We start from the raw sequence: 16881 nt of genomic DNA, 5'->3' as shown, positions 1-16881 counted from the left end.
GCGCCGAGATCACGGCCCTTTCGACGTACTCGCGGGGCATTGATGGGACTACGTGCGCTGAGCCTCGCGGGTCGCGGGGTGCACGGCGATCAATCCCAAGCCTTGCCGACGCCGACACAGCGCGGCGAGTTCGGTGTAGACGTCCTTGCCGAGCAGCTCCGTCAGCTCCGGCGCGTACGACTGCCAGACCGCCTTCGAGCCGACGTGTGCGTCGGGGGATGCGGTGCAGTACCAACTGAGGTCGGCGCCGCCCTCACCCCAGCCGCGTCGGTCGTACTCGCCGACGACGGTCTGCAGGATCTCGACACCGTCGGGGCGCGTCACCCAGTCCTGGGTGCGGCGGATGGGCAGCTGCCAGCAGACGTCGGGCTTCACCTCGAGAGGTTCGACGCCGGTGCGCAGCGCCATCCGGTGCAGTGCGCACCCGATGCCGCCCTCGAAGCCCGGTCGGTTGAGGAAGATGCACGCACCCTTGTACTTGCGGGTGCGCAGCGCCTGCTCGCCCTCGAGATCGTCGACCTCGACGAACCCCTTCTTGCCGTGTCCCTTGTCGAAGAACTGCCAGTCGTCCGGCGTGAGCATCTCGACGGAGGCGACGAGCTTGGCGTGGTCGTCGTCGTCCGACAGGAACGCTCCGTGCGAGCAGCACCCGTCGTCGGGCCGATCCGGCACCGTGCCCTGGCACGCGGGAGTTCCGAAGACGCACGTCCAACTCGACAGCAACCACGTCAGATCTGCGCGGACGACGTGCTCGGGGTTGGTCGGATCGACGAACTCGACCCACTCGCGCGGGAAGTCCGGCGCCACCTCGGGTGCGGGATCGAGTTTGTGGGTCGCCGCGGGTTCCAGCACGTCCGCGGGCCGTCCGGTGGCCTCGCCCGACCGCCGTCCGGCCTCGTCGCCCACGCTCGTCGTCTGCTTTGCGGCCCGGCCGGCCTCCGGCCTAACCGCCTTCTCAGCACGTGTCACAAGCCACGACGCTAGACCCAGTACGGTGTTCCCTGTGCGGTTAGGGGTGCTCGACGTCGGAAGCAACACGGTTCATCTGCTCGTGGTCGACGCTCACCGCGGCGGTCACCCGACACCGATGAGCTCCACCAAGGCTGCCCTGCGCCTGGCGGAGAACACCGACGACGCCGGTGACATCACTCAGTCCGGCTCCGACCGACTGGTGCGGACGGTCGCCGACTTCTCGTCGATCGCCACATCGTCGGGCTGCGGCGAGCTCATGGCCTTCGCCACGTCGGCTGTCCGCGACGCACGCAATTCGACCGCCGTCCTGAACCGAGTGCGTGACGAGACCGGCGTGAGCCTGCAGGTCCTCTCCGGCGAGGACGAGTCGCGTCTGACGTTCCTGGCCGTGCGTCGGTGGTACGGCTGGAGTGCCGGGCGCATCCTCGACCTCGACATCGGCGGCGGATCCCTCGAGCTCAGCACCGGGATCGACGAGAACCCGGACGTGGCGATGTCGCTTCCCCTCGGGGCCGGCCGACTGACGCGCGACTGGCTGGCCGAGGATCCTCCCGGCAAGCGGCGGGTCGCCGTGCTGCGTGACTGGCTCGACGCGGAACTCGTCGAACCGGCGAAGAAGCTGCTCGAGCCGGGGCTGCCCGACCGGGCGGTGGGAACGTCGAAGACCTTCCGCTCGTTGGCTCGATTGACCGGTGCCGCTCCGTCGGCTGCCGGCCCCCGTGTCGTCAGGACCCTGACGGCCGACGGTCTGCGTCAGGTCATCTCGTTCATCTCGAGGATGACCTCGGCGGACCGTGCAGAATTGGAAGGCGTGAGCGCGGATCGATCACGACAGATGGTGGCCGGAGCACTGGTCGCCGAGGCGAGCATGCGCGCGCTGTCGATCGATTCGTTGGAGATCTGTCCGTGGGCGCTGCGTGAGGGATTGATCCTGCGCAAGCTGGACACGGAGACGTTCGGCGATGTGGTGGAGACTCGAGAGACATGAGTGACGACAACAACGGAAGTGGCGCGGCCGACACCGGACAGGTGTCGGTGGCGGAACTGCTCGCGCGCAACGGCGCCAAGGTGGACACGCAGTCCGGTGGCGGTCGACGTCGACGCGGCATGGCCGGCGGTATCTCCGTCGCCGAGCTGACCGGCGAGATCCCGATCGTCCGCGACGAGACCCCGGCCGAGGCGCCCGACGACGAGACCGACGCGTCGCCCGAGACCGAGTCGCCGCAGGACCAGCCGCGGCAGGCCGAGGCCGAGGAGTCGACCCGCGACGCCGAGCCCGAGCGGCCCGCCCCGGCACCCGAGCCCACACGGACCACGCCCCGGATCGACGACCGCCGCCGTGAGCAGCAGGCCCGCCCGACCCCCGCGTTCGGTGCCGCCCGATCCGCTCGGCCCGAACCCGCGCTGTTCTCCGGCGCTCCGTCCGTGGCGGTCGACCGCCTGCGTGCCTCCACCGAGGAGCGTGCGCTCGCACCCGAGCGGCCGGCGCAGGAGCGTCCCGCCTCCGATCGACCCGGCACTCCTGAGCAGCAGCGATCGACGCCGGCCGAGCCGGAGGTCGACGCCGACGAGGTCACGGCCGAGAACGACGCGGTGACCACGATCGTCCCGGCAGTGACCGAGGATTCCGAGACCCCGGACACGATCGCCACGGACACGGCCGACGTCGCCGATCTCGCGACCCCCACCGATGCGGAACCCGTCGAGGACGCACCGGTGGCGCCGTCGAAGTCCCGCAGCCCGGTCAAGCAGTGGTTGTCGCTGATCGGCCAGGGCATCGTGGCTATCGTGCTCGGCGCGCTCCTGTTCAAGGGGTTCGAGCGACTGTGGGAGATGCTGCCCTGGGTCGCCCTGGTCCTCGCGTTCTTCGTCATCGTCGGACTCGTGGCCGTGGTGCGTGTGCTGCGCCGCACCGACGACATCGTGTCGATCCTGCTGGCGGTGGTCGTGGGCGGATTCGTCACTCTGGGCCCGCTGGCCTTCATGCTCAGCACCACGTGACGACGCCCGGTCGCCGGCACGTTCCGGTGGGGTTGTCCACGGCCTCGGTCTATCCGCAGAACACCGAGTCCGCGTTCCGCTTCGCCGCGGAACTCGGCTTCGACGGGATCGAGCTCATGGTGTGGGCCGAGCCGATCAGCCAGGACGTCGGTGCGATCAAGCAGCTCAGCCGCGCGTACGGCGTTCCGGTTCTGGCGCTGCACGCACCGTGCCTGCTGATCACCCAGCGGGTGTGGGGTTCGGATCCGGTCTCGAAGCTGGTGCGCTCGGTCCACGCTGCCGAGGCGCTCGGCGCGTCCACCGTGGTGGTGCACCCGCCGTTTCGCTGGCAACGCATCTACGCCGACGGTTTTCCCGACCAGGTCGCCGAGCTCGAGTCCGACAACGAGGGCATGGTCGTCGCCGTCGAGAACATGTTCCCGATGCGTGCGGACCGGCTCTTCGGTGCGGGCACCGGCTCGGTGAAGCGGCTCGAGAAGCGCGGCGGGAAGCCGGGCATCGGGTTCACCGCGTTCGCGCCGTCCTACGACCCGACCGACGTGGGCCACCAGCACTACACGCTGGACTTCTCGCACACCGCGACGTCCGGACTCGATGCCGTGGCGCTGTCCGAGCGCATGGGCGCCGGGCTCAAGCATCTACATCTCGCGGACGGCCGCGGCGCCTCCGTCGACGAGCACCTCGTGCCCGGCGACGGCACGCAGCCGGTCGCGGAGGTCTGCCAGGCGCTGGTCGCGCGGGGCTTCGACGGTCAGGCCGTGCTCGAGATCAACACCCAGAACGCGCGGACCGCCACCGAGCGGTCGGCCGCACTCGAACGATCGTTGGCGTTCGCCCGGCAGCACCTCTGACGTCCCTCACCTCCGAAGTCCGCACCTCTGAAGCCCGCACCCTCGGAAGTTCGCACCTGGGATAGTGGCACTATCCACTGTGGTCTAGAGTTCGACCGGTGCGCATGTCCGAGCTGGTCGAACGATCCGGGGTCCCGCGACCCACGATCAAGTTCTACCTCCGCGAAGGGCTCCTCATGCCCGGGGTCGGCGCGGCGACGGTGTCCGAGTACACCGACGAGCACCTGGATCGCCTCCGGTTGATCAAGGCCCTGACCGGCGCCTCCCTTCCACTCGGACGGATCAGGACGGTGCTCGCGGCCCTCGACGAGGCGACCGGCGACGTCCATCCCGCGATGAGCCGGGCACTCGGTGCGCTCCCGCCCTACCTCGACGACGCGGGGCACGACGGAGTCGACCCGGGTCCGGCGCCGCGTACGTCGCGGATCCTGGAACGGCTCGGCCACGCCGCCGCCGATCTCCCGACCGACAGTTCTGCGGCTCGTCAGCTCGACCACTCGCTCGCCGCCGCCGACGCTGCGGGCGTTCCGCTCTCCGACGACGACGTCGTCGCATACGCCCGTGCCGTCCGCGTGATCGCGGAGGGGGAGTGGGCGCGGGTGCTCGACCACACAGAGCCACGCGCCGCCGTGCGCTTCGCCGTCCTCGGGACGGTGCTCTACGAACCGGTGGTCACCGCCCTGCGCCGCCTCGCGCACCACGATCTCGCCCAGCAGCACTTCGCCCCGACCGGCCTTCCCGACCGACTCACCCGGCCGGCCTCCGGCCTTCCCGACCGGCCCCACCCGACGACAGATTCGAGCGACCAGTGACCGACGCCCCGTTCCGCACCCTCACCACACTCGATCGCACCGACACGGATCTGTTCGAGGGCAGCATCGACCCGACGTGGACCATCGGCCCCAAGGTGCACGGCGGCGCCATGATGAGTGTCTGTGCCGCGGCCGCCACTCAGCGTCTCGCGCTGGACGACGACCCGATCGAGCTCACTCCGCTCGCAGTCAGCGCCAGCTACCTCGCGGCGCCCGATCCCGGCCCGGTGACGGTCGAGACGACGGTGCTCAAGCGTGGTCGGCGCGTGGTGCACGTCGACGCGGTGTTGCTGCAGAACGGTCGTCCCGCGGTGCGGAGCGTGGTCACGCTCGGCACGCCGGACAACGGAGCGCCCGTCCACCAGGAGCACGAGTCGTCCCTGGCGTCGGTCCTCGACATGGCCGTCGAGCCGCCGGACTCGGCCGCTCGAGTGGCGCCCGGTCACCCGATGGCGGACGTCGTCCACGTCGCCACGGGCTGCGACATGCGTCTCGATCCCACCGCCGCGCACTTCCTGACCGGCGCGCAGGGGTCGGCGGAGATCCGCATGTGGGTCCGGCCGCGGCCCGACGACGAGAACGATCCCGTCACCGCGGCGCTGTTCGCCATCATGGCCGGCGACATCTGCCCGCCCGTGACGATGAATCGCGGCCTCTTCGGCTGGGCTCCGACGGTCCAGCTCACGACGTACCTGCGTCACACCCCGGCACCCGGCTGGCTGCGCGTGAAGTCGTCGAGCACCGTGCTCGGCGGTTCCTGGTTCGAGGAGGACCACACCATCGTCGACTCCACCGGTGCCGTGGTGGTGCAGAGCCGACAGCTGGCGATGGTGCCGCTCGCGACCTGAGCCCGACCGAGGGACCGCGACACCCTGCCGATCGCCACCCGCGGCATGGCACGCTGAGCGCATGACGAGAATTGCGGTGATCGGCGGCGGCCGGATCGGTGAGGCGTTGATCGCAGGACTGATCGAGGGCGGGTTGCCCACCGGCAACGTGGTGCTGGCGGAGAAGTACCCGGCACGCGCGGACGCGGTGGCCACCCAGTTCGGCATCCGGACCACCAGCGTGATCGACGCGATCGAGGGCGCCGACGTCATCGTCGTCGCGGTGAAGCCCGACGACGTGGACTCGGTGATCACCCAGATGTCCAAGGCCGAGCTCAACGGGGAGCGCGAGCAGATCATCGTCACGATGGCCGCCGGCGTCACCGCGTCGCGCTACGAGCCGAAGCTGCCCGCGGGCATCCCGATCGTCCGTGTCATGCCCAACACCCCGATGTTGGTGGGCGAGGCGATGAGCGTGCTGGCCCCCGGCCGCCATGCCCGCTCGGAGCACATCGAGACGGTGCGCAAGCTGCTCGGCACCGTCGGGAAGACGGCCGTCGTGTCCGAGGACAAGATCGACGCGGTCACCGCCGTCTCCGGATCCGGACCCGCCTACTTCTTCCTCATGGCCGAGGCCATGATCGACGCCGCCGTGGGTCTCGGACTGCCTCGCGACACCGCCACGACACTGGTCGTCCAGACGATGGTGGGCTCCGCGGCGATGCTCGATCGCTCGGACGAGTCACCGCAGGAGCTCCGCGCCGGTGTGACGTCTCCCGGCGGCACCACGGCGGCGGCCATCGCCCAGCTGGAGCGAAAGGGCTTCCGAGCTGCGCTTCTCGACGCGATCGACGCCGCCAAGGCGCGGGGAACGGCTCTCGGTTCACCGGTCGAATAAATATTGGTCCCCCCACCCGTCGCTTTTGTCACTCGAGTCCCGCTAAGCTCGCTGCAGCACGTGCGTGTCTGTTCTGCCGGAGGGGAAGCCGGCAGCGCGGGCGTGCCGGAGGTATGTGGATTTATGGAATCCGTCAACAAGCCGTCCGGGTCGAGCAAGAGCTCGTCCCACGACGGCCAACCGGCTGTGGCCGGAACCCAGTTCCTCACGGTGGCAGAAGTTGCCTCACTGATGAGGGTGTCCAAGATGACCGTGTACCGCCTGGTGCACGGTGGCGAGCTGCCCGCCGTTCGTGTGGGCCGTTCGTTCCGAGTGCATGCGAAGGCGGTGCACGACTACCTGGAGACGTCCTACTTCGACGCAGGCTGACGCACGCCTCGTCCCGTCTGTTCCACGTGGAACGGTGCATGTCCGGGGAAGGGCATCGGCACGGTTCACCGGAATCGGACGGTTCGGGCGTGCGCCGCTGCTGCGGAGGCCGGTCGAGGGTGGTCGTGTGAGCTGGGTATGATGGGGCTGAGTCGCGTGAGCGCGCAGTCCCGTCACTGCCGTGTCCGCCGACGACCGAACAGCACCAGCAGCGGTATCAGCAGTGCAGCTGTACAGAGACGAAAGAACGCGAGGACACCCGCATGGGTTCAGTGATCAAGAAGCGTCGCAAGCGCATGTCGAAGAAGAAGCACCGCAAGCTGCTTCGCCGCACCCGCGTTCAGCGCAGGAAATTGGGTAAGTGATCCGCTAGGGATCGCGACGACTTCCGCCCGTGAGGATCGAGTTTCGACCGTCCTCGCGGGCGTTGTCGTATCCGGTCCCGCGGGTGTCGCGTGCCGGTTCTTCTCGTGCCGGAGCGCGCACGCGGGGTTCGTGACACCATGGCGTGTGCGGCGCCGCGCGAGCGGTGGCCACGGGAGAAACCGAGGGGGTCTGGTGAGCTCTGACGACACCGGGCGCGACGCTCCACGCGTCGTGCTCGTCACGGGAGCGAGCCGATTCCTGGGCGGATACCTCACCATGCGACTGGCGCAGAACCCGTCGATCGAGCGGGTCGTCGCCGTCGATGCCGTGGCACCCACCAAGGACATGATCCGGCGGATGGGTCGCGCCGAATTCGTGCGGGCGGACATCCGTAACCCGTTGATCGGCAAGGTCATCCGCAGCGCGGGCGTCGACACCGTCGTGCACGCGTCGCTGCTGTCCCGGCCGCCCAGCGGCGGTGGCCGCACGGTGATGAAGGACCTCAACGTGCTCGGGGCGATGCAGCTGTTCGCCGTCTGCCAGAAGTCGCCGACGGTGCGGCACGTGGTGCTGCGCTCGTCGACGGCGGTGTACGGCTGCAGTGCGAAGGATCCGGCGCAGTTCACCGAGGAGATGGGCGCGCGGTCACGTCCGCAGGGCGGCTTCGCCCGCGACGCCATCGAGACCGAGGGCTACGCCCGTGGGCTGGGCCGTCGTCGTCCGGACATCGACGTCAGCATCCTGCGCAACGCCCCCATGATCGGACCCCGGTTGAACGGATCCGTCTCGCGCTACCTCACCTCGCCGGTCACACCGTCGATCCTCGGTCGCGATGCGCGCATGCAGTTGCTGCACGAGGAGGACGCACTCTCCGCACTCGAACGCGCCACGTTGGCCGGCCCCGCGGGCACCTTCAACATCGCGGCCGACGGCATCATCATGCTGTCGCAGGCCATCCGCCGAGCCGGCCGCGTGGAGCTGCCGGTGCCCATGGCCCTGTTCCGCACCACCGGCAAGGCGGTGATGGGATCGCTGATGCGCGACTTCTCGGCGGAGCAGCTCGACTACTTCAACTTCGGATGCGGGGTGGACACCACCAGGATGAAGAACGTCCTCGGATTCACCCCACGGTGGACCACCGTGCAGGCGTTCGACGACTTCGTGCGCGGAGTCGCGCTGACGCCCGTGATTCGGCGTGAATGGGTCGACGCGATCGAGAACCGCGTCATCGGACTGTTGGGCGGTGCAACCTCCGGGGTGCACCCGTCGCCCGTGTCGTTGCCGGCCGGAGCGGGAAGGTGACCGACGTGGCCAAAGTGATTCCGCTGCACGGTAAGTCGTTCGATCGCCTCCGGCAGTCCACGCCCGACGGTGGGCCACGCGCCGGCAGCGACCCGGCGGACGTCCGCGGTCGGCACCCCTCGTCCTACGCGTCCCCGTCGCCCTCGCCCTCGATGGTGCCGAGTGTCGAGGCGCCGACGCCTCTGGTCGTGCCCGAGACGGCAGCACCGCATGCGACGCCGGACGTCGGCGAGTTCCCGTCGGCCGTCGAGTCGGTACGGCGTGCGCTCGTCGACCGTGTCGCCGGGGGAGCGGACTTCCTGCGGACGCGCCTGTCGGGCGACTACGAGGTCGACGAGTTCGGTTACGATCCCCACTTCGCCGATTCCGTCTGGCTTCCGGCGTTGCGACCGCTGTTCGAGAAGTGGTTCCGCGTCGAGGTGCGCGGGATCGAGAACGTGCCCGCCGAGGGCGGCGCCCTGGTGGTCTCGAACCACGCGGGTGTCATCCCGATCGACGGACTCATGGCCTCGGTCGCCATGCGGGATCACCACCCGCAGCACCGCGCGCTGCGCATGCTCGCCGCGGACCTCGCGTTCGAGACCCCGCTGGTCGGCAGCATCGCGCGCCGCGCCGGCCACACCCTGGCCTGCCAACCCGACGCCGAGCGACTACTGCGTGGCGGCGAGGTCGTGGCGGTGTTCCCGGAAGGGTTCAAGGGCATCGGCAAGCCGTTCAGTGAGCGCTACAAGCTGCAGCGCTTCGGCCGCGGTGGCTTCGTCTCCGCCGCGCTGCGCACCCAGACGCCCATCATCCCGTGCTCGATCGTCGGGTCCGAGGAGATCTACCCGAAGATCGGTGACCTGACGACGCTCGCACGCGTCCTCGGCATGCCGTACTTCCCGGTCACGCCGCTGTTCCCGCACTTCGGTCCGCTGGGTCTCGTCCCGCTGCCGTCGAAGTGGTACATCGAGTTCGGCGAGCCCATCGAGACCACGTCTTACGAGCCGTCCGCCGCCGACGACCCGATGGAACTGTTCGAGGTCACCGACCGCGTGCGCGAGACGATCCAGCAGACGCTCTACCGGCTGCTGACCCGTCGCCGGAACGTCTTCCTCGGCTGACCGCTCCGTCAGCGTCCGAGGTCGTCTTGCGTTCGCGTGCTGTCATGCCGGCGTTGTTTGACCAGGTACATCGCCCTGTCCGCTTCGCGCACGAGTTCGGTGGCGTCGTCCGTCCGCTCGTGCGCGAGACCGATGCTGGCCGAGATCTCGAGAGTCAGGTCGCAGCTCAGGGTGAACGGTGTGTCGAACACCGCCGACACCGTGTCGACCACAGCACCGACCTCGTCGTGTGCAGCAGGGTGAGCTACCGCGAACTCGTCACCGCCGTATCGCGCGATCCATCCACGTTCCCCCACCGCCTCGGAGAGACGGTCGGCAATGGAGCGCAGTGCTGCGTCACCGATGTGGTGTCCCCACGTGTCGTTGATGGCCTTGAAGTGGTCGACATCGACGAAGATCATGGCCACGTGTGAGTCGTCATCCACACTCGCGTGGATGGCATCGTCCACCGATACCAGGAAGGTGTCCCGATTCAGTAGTCCCGTCACGGCGTCCCGAGTCGCACGTCGTCGAAGTTCGGCCACCGCGGACTTCTCCGCTGTGATGTCGGTGATCTGCTCGAGTACAGCGCTCAGGGTGCCGTCGCCGTCACGAATCGGAACTGTCACCGATTCGATCCAGATGGTGGCAGTCTGTGCCCGGAGGCTCCACATCGCCTGATACCTCATCGATTGATGTCCGTCTGCAGCGATGGCCGCGCGCTCGGAGAGGACGTGATCGCGCGAGTCGGGGTGAACCAGCTCGAGTATGTCCATGTCGGTCATCCGGGAATCCTCCGGCGCTCCCAGCAGACGGCGGAGGGCATCGTTCGCCAGGGTGATGCGTCCGGTGGCGTCCACGAGCATCATCCCTGTCGGGGATGTTCGAAGGATGGACGTGAACACCTCGACCGCGGCATCCCGCTCGGTCTGCGCAGTGACGCGGTCGGTGACGTCGCGGAACGACGACTGCACCTGATAGGGGCGCCCAGCAGGATCGCAGATGAGCTGCCCGATCACCTCGACCCACCGCGTCGATCCTGACCGATGTCGGACGGGCAACGTGATGGTCACCGGTCCCAGGCGGTCCAGGATCGAGGCGAGCGCTGATCGCGCGGCGTCCAGATGACTCGGCAGAATGAGATCGAAGGTGCTGAGGCCAATCAGCTCATCTGGGGTGTAGCCGAAGACCTCGACCGTGGACGGCGACGCCCACAGCCAGGTGGAGTCGAGGCCGTGAAGTCCGACGACCTCGTGCAGACGCTCCGTGATGAGCCGGAACATGCGCTCGGAATGCTGGAGACGGAGGCGGTCGGTCTGCTCGTCCTCCACCACGTGGAAACACGTGATCGCACTCGGAGGCAGACCGGGCACGTCCACCGGGTAGCTGTCGATGATCATCCACACGTAGTCCAGATGTGCACTGCGGCCCCGGCGGACTCCCATCAAGGTCCCCGTGACGGGTGTGCGAGTACGCAGAACGGTCATCGCGGGGTGATTCTCGCCGAGCAAGGGTTCACCATCTCCGGAGATGGTCGACCAGAGGGGATCGACAGAGGTACGACCGAGCATCTGGTCCCCGGTCATGTTCAGGATCTCCTCGGCCGGTGGTGTCCACGCCACGATTGCGCCCGACGGATCCTGGAGGACGATTCCGTAATCTGTCGTGGGCAGGCGGCCGCGTGCGGTAAGGAGAAGAGCTGTGAGGTCTCCTCGGAGCGGGTGTCCGGACTCGGTCGTACGGCTGTCCGGTGTGGGCTCGGTGTCCGTGGAACTGTGGTGCGCCGTTCTCGACATCACTCGACGCCTCTCGTCGTGCCGGGTGGCCGCCCGGAATTCCTCGTGTGTGTTCACGATCGGAAGTCCTCTGCCGCACGTGTGCGTCACCACCACCCGTGACGAATCATACGTGTGCGACTCTCGGGGAGAATTGAGTGCTCTGCGCGCGTTGTCGCAGACTAGAGCCCGGTGACGTCGGCGATCAGCTCGTCGACGATCTGTGCCGAGAGCGTCACCAGCGGGAGTCCACCGCCGGGGTGCGACGATCCACCGACCAGGAACAGGCCGGGGATCGGCGAGCGATTGGCCGGGCGCAGGAACGCGGCCGTCGCCCCGTTGGACGACGTTCCGTAGATGGACCCGCCCGGAGTCATGGTGCGGCGCATCAGATCTGCCGGCGAGATGATCTCCCGCCACAGCACCCGCTCGCGCACGTCCACTCCGCGCGCCGCCATGACGTCGAGGATGCGGTCGGCGTAGCCCTCCGACAGTTCGGGAGCGTCCCAGTCGACCAGTGCCGAGGAACCGGTGCCGTGTCGCGCGGCGTTCACCAGGACGAACCAGGCCTCGGTGTCGTCGTCCGGGCGCAGAGCCGGATCGTCGGGGGCGCTGACGTAGACGGTCGGGGCGTCGGCGGGGTGCGCCGGCCGCGTGCGGGTGCCGAAGACGGCGTCGAACTCGGCGTCGTAGTCGTCCGGGAACAGCACCCGGTGGTGCGGGGTGTCGGCGTCGCGGCCCCGCAGAGCCAGCAGGATCACGAAGCCGGACAGGCTCGCGGTGGTCGCGTCGAGGCGCCGCCGGGCGAGCGCGGTGCGCCGCGTGGCGGGAACCAGAGACCGGTAGACCTGCTCGGCATCGGCGTTCGCGACGACGATGTCGGCCGCGACGGGTCCGTGTGTGGTGTCGACGCCGGTGGTGCGTCCGTTCTCGACGCGCACGCCGGTCACCGTGACACCCGTGCGGATCTCCGCTCCGAGCGATGTCGCGCGGTCGGCGATGGCCTCGGCGATGCGGTGCAGCCCACCGGGAACGTGCCACGATCCCCAGCGCTGCTCGACGTGGGGCACCGTGGCGAGGGCCGCCGGGGCGCGCCGCGGATCCGAGCCGGTGTAGGTGGCGTAGCGGTCGAGCATCATCGCGAGCCGCGGATCGGTGAGGTACTGCCGACCCAGATCACGCAACGATGACCACGGGCTGATGGTGCGGAGGTCGCCCACCCGTCGCGACAGCGACACCAGTTCGCGGGGGCCGATGGGCGATGCGAGGAACGCCTCGTGGGTGGCGTCCCAGATCTGCTCGGCACGCTCGGAGAACCGGGACCACTGCGCACCGGCACCGGCTCCGAGCGCCGAGTCCAGAGCGGCGGGGATCTCCTCCGCGCGACCGGGCATGTCCAGCTCGGTGCCGTCGGGAAAGCGGTAGCGACACGCGACCGGGAGCCGGTCGAACGTGAGGTCCGACGGCCCACCGGTCTGCGTGAAGAGATCGTCGAACACGTGCGGCATGGTGACCAGTGACGGCCCGGTGTCGAACGAGAAGCCGTCCCGCCGGACGATGCCGAGCTTCCCGCCCAGATCGTGCGACTGCTCGAGCACGACGGTCTCGACACCGCGGTGGGCCAGGCGGGCGGCGGTGGCGAGTCCGCCGACACCCGCACCGATGACGACTGCTCTCACAGGTAGGCCGGAGGCCGGTCGGGTGGCGGGTAGGCCGGAGGCCGGTCGGTTCATACGTTGCGTCGGCCGAGCACCGCGGCGACGCCGCCGCCGACGGCACCGAGTGCGAGAGCGGTGGGGACGCCGATCTTGGCGGCCTTGCGGCCGGTCCGGAAGTCGCGGATCTCCCACCCGCGGTTCTTCGCGAGCTCGCGCAGGTCCGCGTCGGGATTGACCGCGACGGCCGTCCCGACGAGGGACAGCATCGGTACGTCGTTGTGGCTGTCGGAGTAGGCGGTGCAGCGTCGCAGGTCGAGGCCCTCGCGCACGGCGAGGGTCCGCACGGCGTGGGCCTTGCCGCGACCGTGCAGGATGTCGCCGACGAGGCGCCCGGTGAAGACGCCGTCCTTGCTCTCGGCGACGGTGCCCAACGCGCCGGTCAGGCCGAGGCGTTTGGCGATGATGGACGCCAGCTCCACCGGGGTGGCGGTGACGAGCCACACCTGCTGGCCGGCGTCGAGGTGCATCTGCGCGAGAGCACGGGTGCCGGCCCAGATGCGGTCGGCGATGATCTCGTCGAAGATCTCCTCGCCGAGCCGCACGATCTCCGCGGTCGAGCGGCCCTCGACGAAGGACAGTGCCTTCTCGCGGCCGGTGCTGACGTCGCCCAGGTTCTCCTTGCCGGACACGCGGAACTTGATCTGCTGCCAGGCGAACTCGGAGACGTCCTTGGACGTGAAGTACTTGCGGGCCGCGAGCCCGCGGGCGAAGTGGATGATCGACGCGCCCTGCACCATCGTGTTGTCGACGTCGAAGAACGCGGCGGCAGTGAGATCACGCGGAACCGTACTGACGTGGTCGTCGGCGGCCTCGGCGCTCTCGGCCTGCAGCGCGATGGCGGCATCGGCGCTCGCCTCGCCGGCGAGCTTGGCGCGGATCTGGGCGGCGGTGGGGCCGAGGGGATTGCGGATCCGTCGACGGACCTGCTTCTCGGCCGCCTCCGGGTCGACGAGTCGACGTTCCCGCGACTCGTCCATCACCTCGGGCGACTCGGTGAGTTCCGAATCGGGCGTGACAGCAGCATGTGCGTCGTCCGGATCATGCTGATCGGGCACGGTGCACCTCCCCACCTCGACCGGTCGTCCCACGGGCGCGGGCCGTCCCGGTCCTGCCGATCCACCCTAACCGCGTGCGCGAGGCGGTGAGACACTCGACTCATGACCAGCCCGGTACGCACCGTGACGTTGCTGACACGCGCCGGATGCGGGGCGTGCGACGCCGCGCTGCGCGTGCTCGTTCCCCTGTGTGCGGAGTACGGCGTGGCCTGCGAGTCGGTCGACGTCGACGCGGTGGCCGCGCAGGACCCTGACCTGCGGGCGGAGTACGGGGACCGGCTGCCGGTGGTGCTGCTGGACGGCCGCGAACACAGCTACTGGGACGTCGACGTGCCCCGGCTGCGGCGCGATCTGGAGAACTGACCCGGGCCGCTCGTCACCGTCGGTGCGCGCGGCCGTCGGATCACCGGGCGCGGGATCGTACTACACGGGTCGGCGACTTTGTTCATCCCTCCACGAGAGGTTACCGTGGAGAGAAGAAAGGGGTCGGCGACGAACCCTGCGTCACAGGTACCACGGTCCTGTGCGTGGCCCGCCGATCCTCGGATGACCGTGGAGACCGCATGCCTGTCATCAGGCGTGCCGTCGGACGAGGAGCCTTCGACGTGACCTCACAACGCCGCCTGCCCGGCGTCGGTATCGCGCGCTCCGGCGCGGTGTCCGACTCCGGCCGCGACGGTGGTGCTGTGTCTCGTGACGGTGGTGCGGTCTCTCGCGCTGTGCCCCAGGCTACGGTCACCCGATTCGCGGGGTATCTCCGGGTACTGAGTTCGCTGACCGACACCCGAGTGATGATCGTCTCGAGCGAGGACCTCGCGACGGCCGCCGGGGTCGGTTCGGCCACGCTGCGCAAGGACCTCTCGTTCCTCGGCCCGATGGGTGTTCGCGGAGTGGGATACGACGTCGCTCGCCTGCGGGCGCGCATCGAGCTGGCGCTCGGTCTGGATCGCGGTCACCGCGTCGTGCTGGTGGGCACCGGCAACCTCGGCACCGCACTGGTCGGGTACGACGGGTTCAGTCGTCGCGGTTTCACGATGGTCGCCCTGTTCGACAGCGATCCGGCCGTCGTGGGCCGCGAGATCACCGTCGGCAACGCCGACGACGGTTACTCGCAGCTCACCGTTCTGCACGTCGATCGGCTGGTCGAGGTCGCCGCCGAGCTCGGCGCCACCGTCGGCGTCGTCGCCACGCCGGACGCTGCCGCCCAGTCCGCCGTCGACGCCCTCGTCGAGGCCGACATCGACTGCATCCTCAGTTTCGCGTCCACCGATCCGGTGACCCCCCCGCACGTCGATCTCCGCCGCGTCGATCTCGCCGTGGAGCTGCAGGTCCTCTCGTTCGCGAACGCCCACAAGGCACCGCGCATCCGTCCCGCCCGCCCGGTCTGTCGTGATCCCCGGACGGTCACCCCCGCTAGTAGAAACGGATCGGTGATAGCACCGTGAGTGTCCTTCTCCTCGGGATTTCGCATCGAAGCGCTCCCGTCTCGGTGCTCGAACGTATCGCCGTCAGCGACACGGAACGCCCGAAACTGACCGACGAGATCATGATGTCGCCGCATGTCTCCGAGGTCATGATCGTCTCGACGTGCAACCGCGTCGAGGTGTACGCGGTGGTCGACGCCTTCCACGGCGCCCTGACCGATCTCGGTGCACTGTTGTCCGAGCACTCCGGTCTCGAGCTCGCCGAGCTCACGAAGTACGCCTACGTGCGCTACAGCGAGGCCGCGGCCGAGCACCTGTTCGCCGTCGCCGGCGGACTCGACTCGATGGTGATCGGTGAGCAGCAGATCCTCGGGCAGATCCGTGCCGCCTACGCAGCGTCGGACGCTCAGCAGGCATCGGGCCGCGCGCTCCACGAGCTGGCGCAGCAGGCGCTGCGCGTGGGCAAGAAGGTCCACTCCGAGACGGGCATCGACAAGGCGGGAGCCTCCGTGGTCTCCGTCGCGCTCGATCGCGCCTCCGACGTGCTCGGTGGTCTCGCGGGCAAGAAGGCCGTCGTGCTCGGCGCCGGCGCGATGGGCGGTCTCTCCGTCGCTCATCTGACGCGCACCGGCATCGGCAGCATCGCGGTCGCCAACCGCACCCAGAGCCGCGCGCAGCACCTGTCCGAGACCGCGGCCGCGGGCGGCGTGACGTCGTTCGCGATCACACTCGACCAGCTCTCCGCGACGGTGGCGGACGCCGACATCCTCGTCACCTGTACCGGTGCGGTGGGTGCCGTCGTGACCATCGCCGACGCCCATCGTGCGCTCGCCCAGCGCGACACGCAGGCTCGCCCGCTGGTGATCTGCGACCTGGGCCTGCCTCGCGACGTCGAGCACGCCGTCGCCGGCCTGCCCGGCGTGACCGTCCTGGACATGGAGTCGCTGCAGCACGATCCCGCGGCCGGCGCCGCGGCGTCCGACGAGCGTGCGGCCCGCGACATCGTGGCCGCCGAGCTCGCCTCCTACCTGTCCGGACAGCGCCTCGCCGAGGTCACCCCGACCGTCACGGCGCTGCGTCAGCGGGCCGCCGAGGTCGTCGAGTCGGAGCTCATGCGGCTCGACTCACGACTGCCCGATCTGGCCGACCCGCAGCGCGACGAGGTGGCCCGCACCGTGCGCCGCGTCGTCGACAAGCTGCTGCACGCGCCCACCGTGCGCGTGAAGCAGCTGGCCACCACGCCGGGCGGCGACTCCTACGCCGAGGCGCTCCGGGAGCTCTTCGAGCTCTCGCCGAGCACGGTTCAGGCCGTCGCGTCGCCGATGGAGGTCGCCACCGCCGTCGACACGGACAATCCCACCGCCGCCCTCGCGGACGACTTCACCCTCTCCCACGAGCGGGGTACGGAATGATCGCGAACGCCGCTGCG

17 protein-coding genes are annotated in these 16881 nt (G+C 69.3%); 13 read left to right on the top strand and 4 right to left on the bottom strand.

Annotation, left to right across the window (positions count from 1 at the left end; translation table 11 throughout):
* Positions 1 to 48: 48 nt before the first annotated feature.
* Positions 49 to 849, bottom strand: a complete 801-nt coding sequence (locus tag HQ314_RS08290; protein ID WP_027504496.1) for a hypothetical protein — start codon at positions 847 to 849, stop codon at positions 49 to 51.
* A gap of 154 nt (positions 850 to 1003) precedes the next feature.
* Between HQ314_RS08290 and HQ314_RS08285 the strand changes: the two genes are divergently transcribed.
* The 10 genes from HQ314_RS08285 (at position 1004) to HQ314_RS08240 (ending at position 9501) form a co-directional block, all read left to right on the top strand.
* Entirely contained in the window at positions 1004 to 1960 is a 957-nt protein-coding gene (locus tag HQ314_RS08285; RefSeq protein WP_027504497.1) for a Ppx/GppA phosphatase family protein, read from the top strand.
* Entirely contained in the window at positions 1957 to 2973 is a 1017-nt protein-coding gene (locus tag HQ314_RS08280; protein WP_222649795.1) for a Yip1 family protein, read from the top strand. Before HQ314_RS08285 ends, HQ314_RS08280 begins: the two co-directional genes overlap by 4 nt.
* The gene (locus HQ314_RS08275; RefSeq protein ID WP_231476212.1) at positions 2970 to 3824 is read left to right on the top strand and encodes a sugar phosphate isomerase/epimerase; all 855 of its coding nucleotides are present in this window, start codon (positions 2970 to 2972) and stop codon (positions 3822 to 3824) included. Before HQ314_RS08280 ends, HQ314_RS08275 begins: the two co-directional genes overlap by 4 nt.
* 104 nt (positions 3825 to 3928) lie before the next feature.
* Positions 3929 to 4636: a MerR family transcriptional regulator gene (locus HQ314_RS08270; RefSeq protein ID WP_261781563.1), complete on the top strand. Its 708-nt coding sequence runs from the start codon at positions 3929 to 3931 to the stop codon at positions 4634 to 4636.
* On the top strand, positions 4633 to 5484 hold the full coding sequence (locus HQ314_RS08265; RefSeq protein WP_222649793.1) for a thioesterase family protein: 852 nt from the start codon (positions 4633 to 4635) through the stop codon (positions 5482 to 5484). The genes HQ314_RS08270 and HQ314_RS08265 overlap by 4 nt, the downstream gene beginning before the upstream one ends.
* 61 nt (positions 5485 to 5545) lie before the next feature.
* Positions 5546 to 6361: a pyrroline-5-carboxylate reductase gene (proC, locus tag HQ314_RS08260; RefSeq protein ID WP_056441616.1), complete on the top strand. Its 816-nt coding sequence runs from the start codon at positions 5546 to 5548 to the stop codon at positions 6359 to 6361.
* Positions 6362 to 6484: 123 nt separating this feature from the next.
* Positions 6485 to 6730, top strand: a complete 246-nt coding sequence (locus HQ314_RS08255; protein WP_027504502.1) for a helix-turn-helix domain-containing protein — start codon at positions 6485 to 6487, stop codon at positions 6728 to 6730.
* A 263-nt stretch (positions 6731 to 6993) separates the two neighbouring features.
* Complete coding sequence (locus HQ314_RS08250; RefSeq protein ID WP_003402602.1) at positions 6994 to 7095, top strand: 30S ribosomal protein bS22; 102 nt, start codon at positions 6994 to 6996, stop codon at positions 7093 to 7095.
* Between the two features lie 190 nt (positions 7096 to 7285).
* On the top strand, positions 7286 to 8398 hold the full coding sequence (locus HQ314_RS08245; protein ID WP_261769952.1) for an NAD-dependent epimerase/dehydratase family protein: 1113 nt from the start codon (positions 7286 to 7288) through the stop codon (positions 8396 to 8398).
* Complete coding sequence (locus HQ314_RS08240; protein ID WP_222649792.1) at positions 8395 to 9501, top strand: lysophospholipid acyltransferase family protein; 1107 nt, start codon at positions 8395 to 8397, stop codon at positions 9499 to 9501. The genes HQ314_RS08245 and HQ314_RS08240 overlap by 4 nt, the downstream gene beginning before the upstream one ends.
* An 8-nt stretch (positions 9502 to 9509) precedes the next feature.
* Here the strand turns inward: HQ314_RS08240 and HQ314_RS08235 are convergent, their stop codons facing one another.
* The 3 genes from HQ314_RS08235 to HQ314_RS08225 form a co-directional block, all read right to left on the bottom strand.
* Positions 9510 to 11066 carry a sensor domain-containing diguanylate cyclase gene (locus HQ314_RS08235; protein WP_222649791.1) on the bottom strand — a complete coding sequence of 519 codons (1557 nt, stop codon included), beginning with the start codon at positions 11064 to 11066 and terminating at the stop codon, positions 9510 to 9512.
* Between the two features lie 371 nt (positions 11067 to 11437).
* On the bottom strand, positions 11438 to 12934 hold the full coding sequence (locus tag HQ314_RS08230) for a phytoene desaturase family protein (protein ID WP_308119311.1): 1497 nt from the start codon (positions 12932 to 12934) through the stop codon (positions 11438 to 11440).
* A gap of 50 nt (positions 12935 to 12984) precedes the next feature.
* On the bottom strand, positions 12985 to 13950 hold the full coding sequence (locus HQ314_RS08225; protein ID WP_222631034.1) for an HAD family phosphatase: 966 nt from the start codon (positions 13948 to 13950) through the stop codon (positions 12985 to 12987).
* Between the two features lie 180 nt (positions 13951 to 14130).
* Here HQ314_RS08225 and HQ314_RS08220 point away from each other — a divergent pair, with 180 nt between their 5' ends.
* The 3 genes from HQ314_RS08220 (at position 14131) to HQ314_RS08210 (ending at position 16864) form a co-directional block, all read left to right on the top strand.
* Positions 14131 to 14391: a glutaredoxin family protein gene (locus HQ314_RS08220; protein WP_027504505.1), complete on the top strand. Its 261-nt coding sequence runs from the start codon at positions 14131 to 14133 to the stop codon at positions 14389 to 14391.
* 200 nt (positions 14392 to 14591) lie between these two features.
* On the top strand, positions 14592 to 15473 hold the full coding sequence (locus HQ314_RS08215; protein WP_037184687.1) for a redox-sensing transcriptional repressor Rex: 882 nt from the start codon (positions 14592 to 14594) through the stop codon (positions 15471 to 15473).
* Entirely contained in the window at positions 15470 to 16864 is a 1395-nt protein-coding gene (locus tag HQ314_RS08210; RefSeq protein WP_056441625.1) for a glutamyl-tRNA reductase, read from the top strand. Before HQ314_RS08215 ends, HQ314_RS08210 begins: the two co-directional genes overlap by 4 nt.
* Positions 16865 to 16881 lie beyond the last annotated feature (17 nt).

The sequence above is a fragment of the Rhodococcus sp. BP-332 genome, assembly GCF_019836065.1.
Classification (GTDB): Bacteria; Actinomycetota; Actinomycetes; order Mycobacteriales; family Mycobacteriaceae; genus Rhodococcoides.
This window is presented reverse-complemented; position numbering and strand designations above follow the sequence as displayed.

What these genes read in the sequence shown, in the direction of transcription:
- HQ314_RS08280 (WP_222649795.1), top strand. Translation starts at nt 1,957, where the DNA reads ATGAGTGACGACAACAACGGAAGTGGCGCGGCCGACACCGGACAGGTG.
- HQ314_RS08255 (WP_027504502.1), top strand. Translation starts at nt 6,485, where the DNA reads ATGGAATCCGTCAACAAGCCGTCCGGGTCGAGCAAGAGCTCGTCCCAC.
- HQ314_RS08235 (WP_222649791.1), bottom strand. Translation starts at nt 11,066, where the DNA reads ATGACCGGGGACCAGATGCTCGGTCGTACCTCTGTCGATCCCCTCTGG.
- proC (WP_056441616.1), top strand. Translation starts at nt 5,546, where the DNA reads ATGACGAGAATTGCGGTGATCGGCGGCGGCCGGATCGGTGAGGCGTTG.
- HQ314_RS08270 (WP_261781563.1), top strand. Translation starts at nt 3,929, where the DNA reads ATGTCCGAGCTGGTCGAACGATCCGGGGTCCCGCGACCCACGATCAAG.
- HQ314_RS08250 (WP_003402602.1), top strand. Translation starts at nt 6,994, where the DNA reads ATGGGTTCAGTGATCAAGAAGCGTCGCAAGCGCATGTCGAAGAAGAAG.
- HQ314_RS08220 (WP_027504505.1), top strand. Translation starts at nt 14,131, where the DNA reads ATGACCAGCCCGGTACGCACCGTGACGTTGCTGACACGCGCCGGATGC.
- HQ314_RS08225 (WP_222631034.1), bottom strand. Translation starts at nt 13,950, where the DNA reads ATGGACGAGTCGCGGGAACGTCGACTCGTCGACCCGGAGGCGGCCGAG.
- HQ314_RS08215 (WP_037184687.1), top strand. Translation starts at nt 14,592, where the DNA reads ATGCCTGTCATCAGGCGTGCCGTCGGACGAGGAGCCTTCGACGTGACC.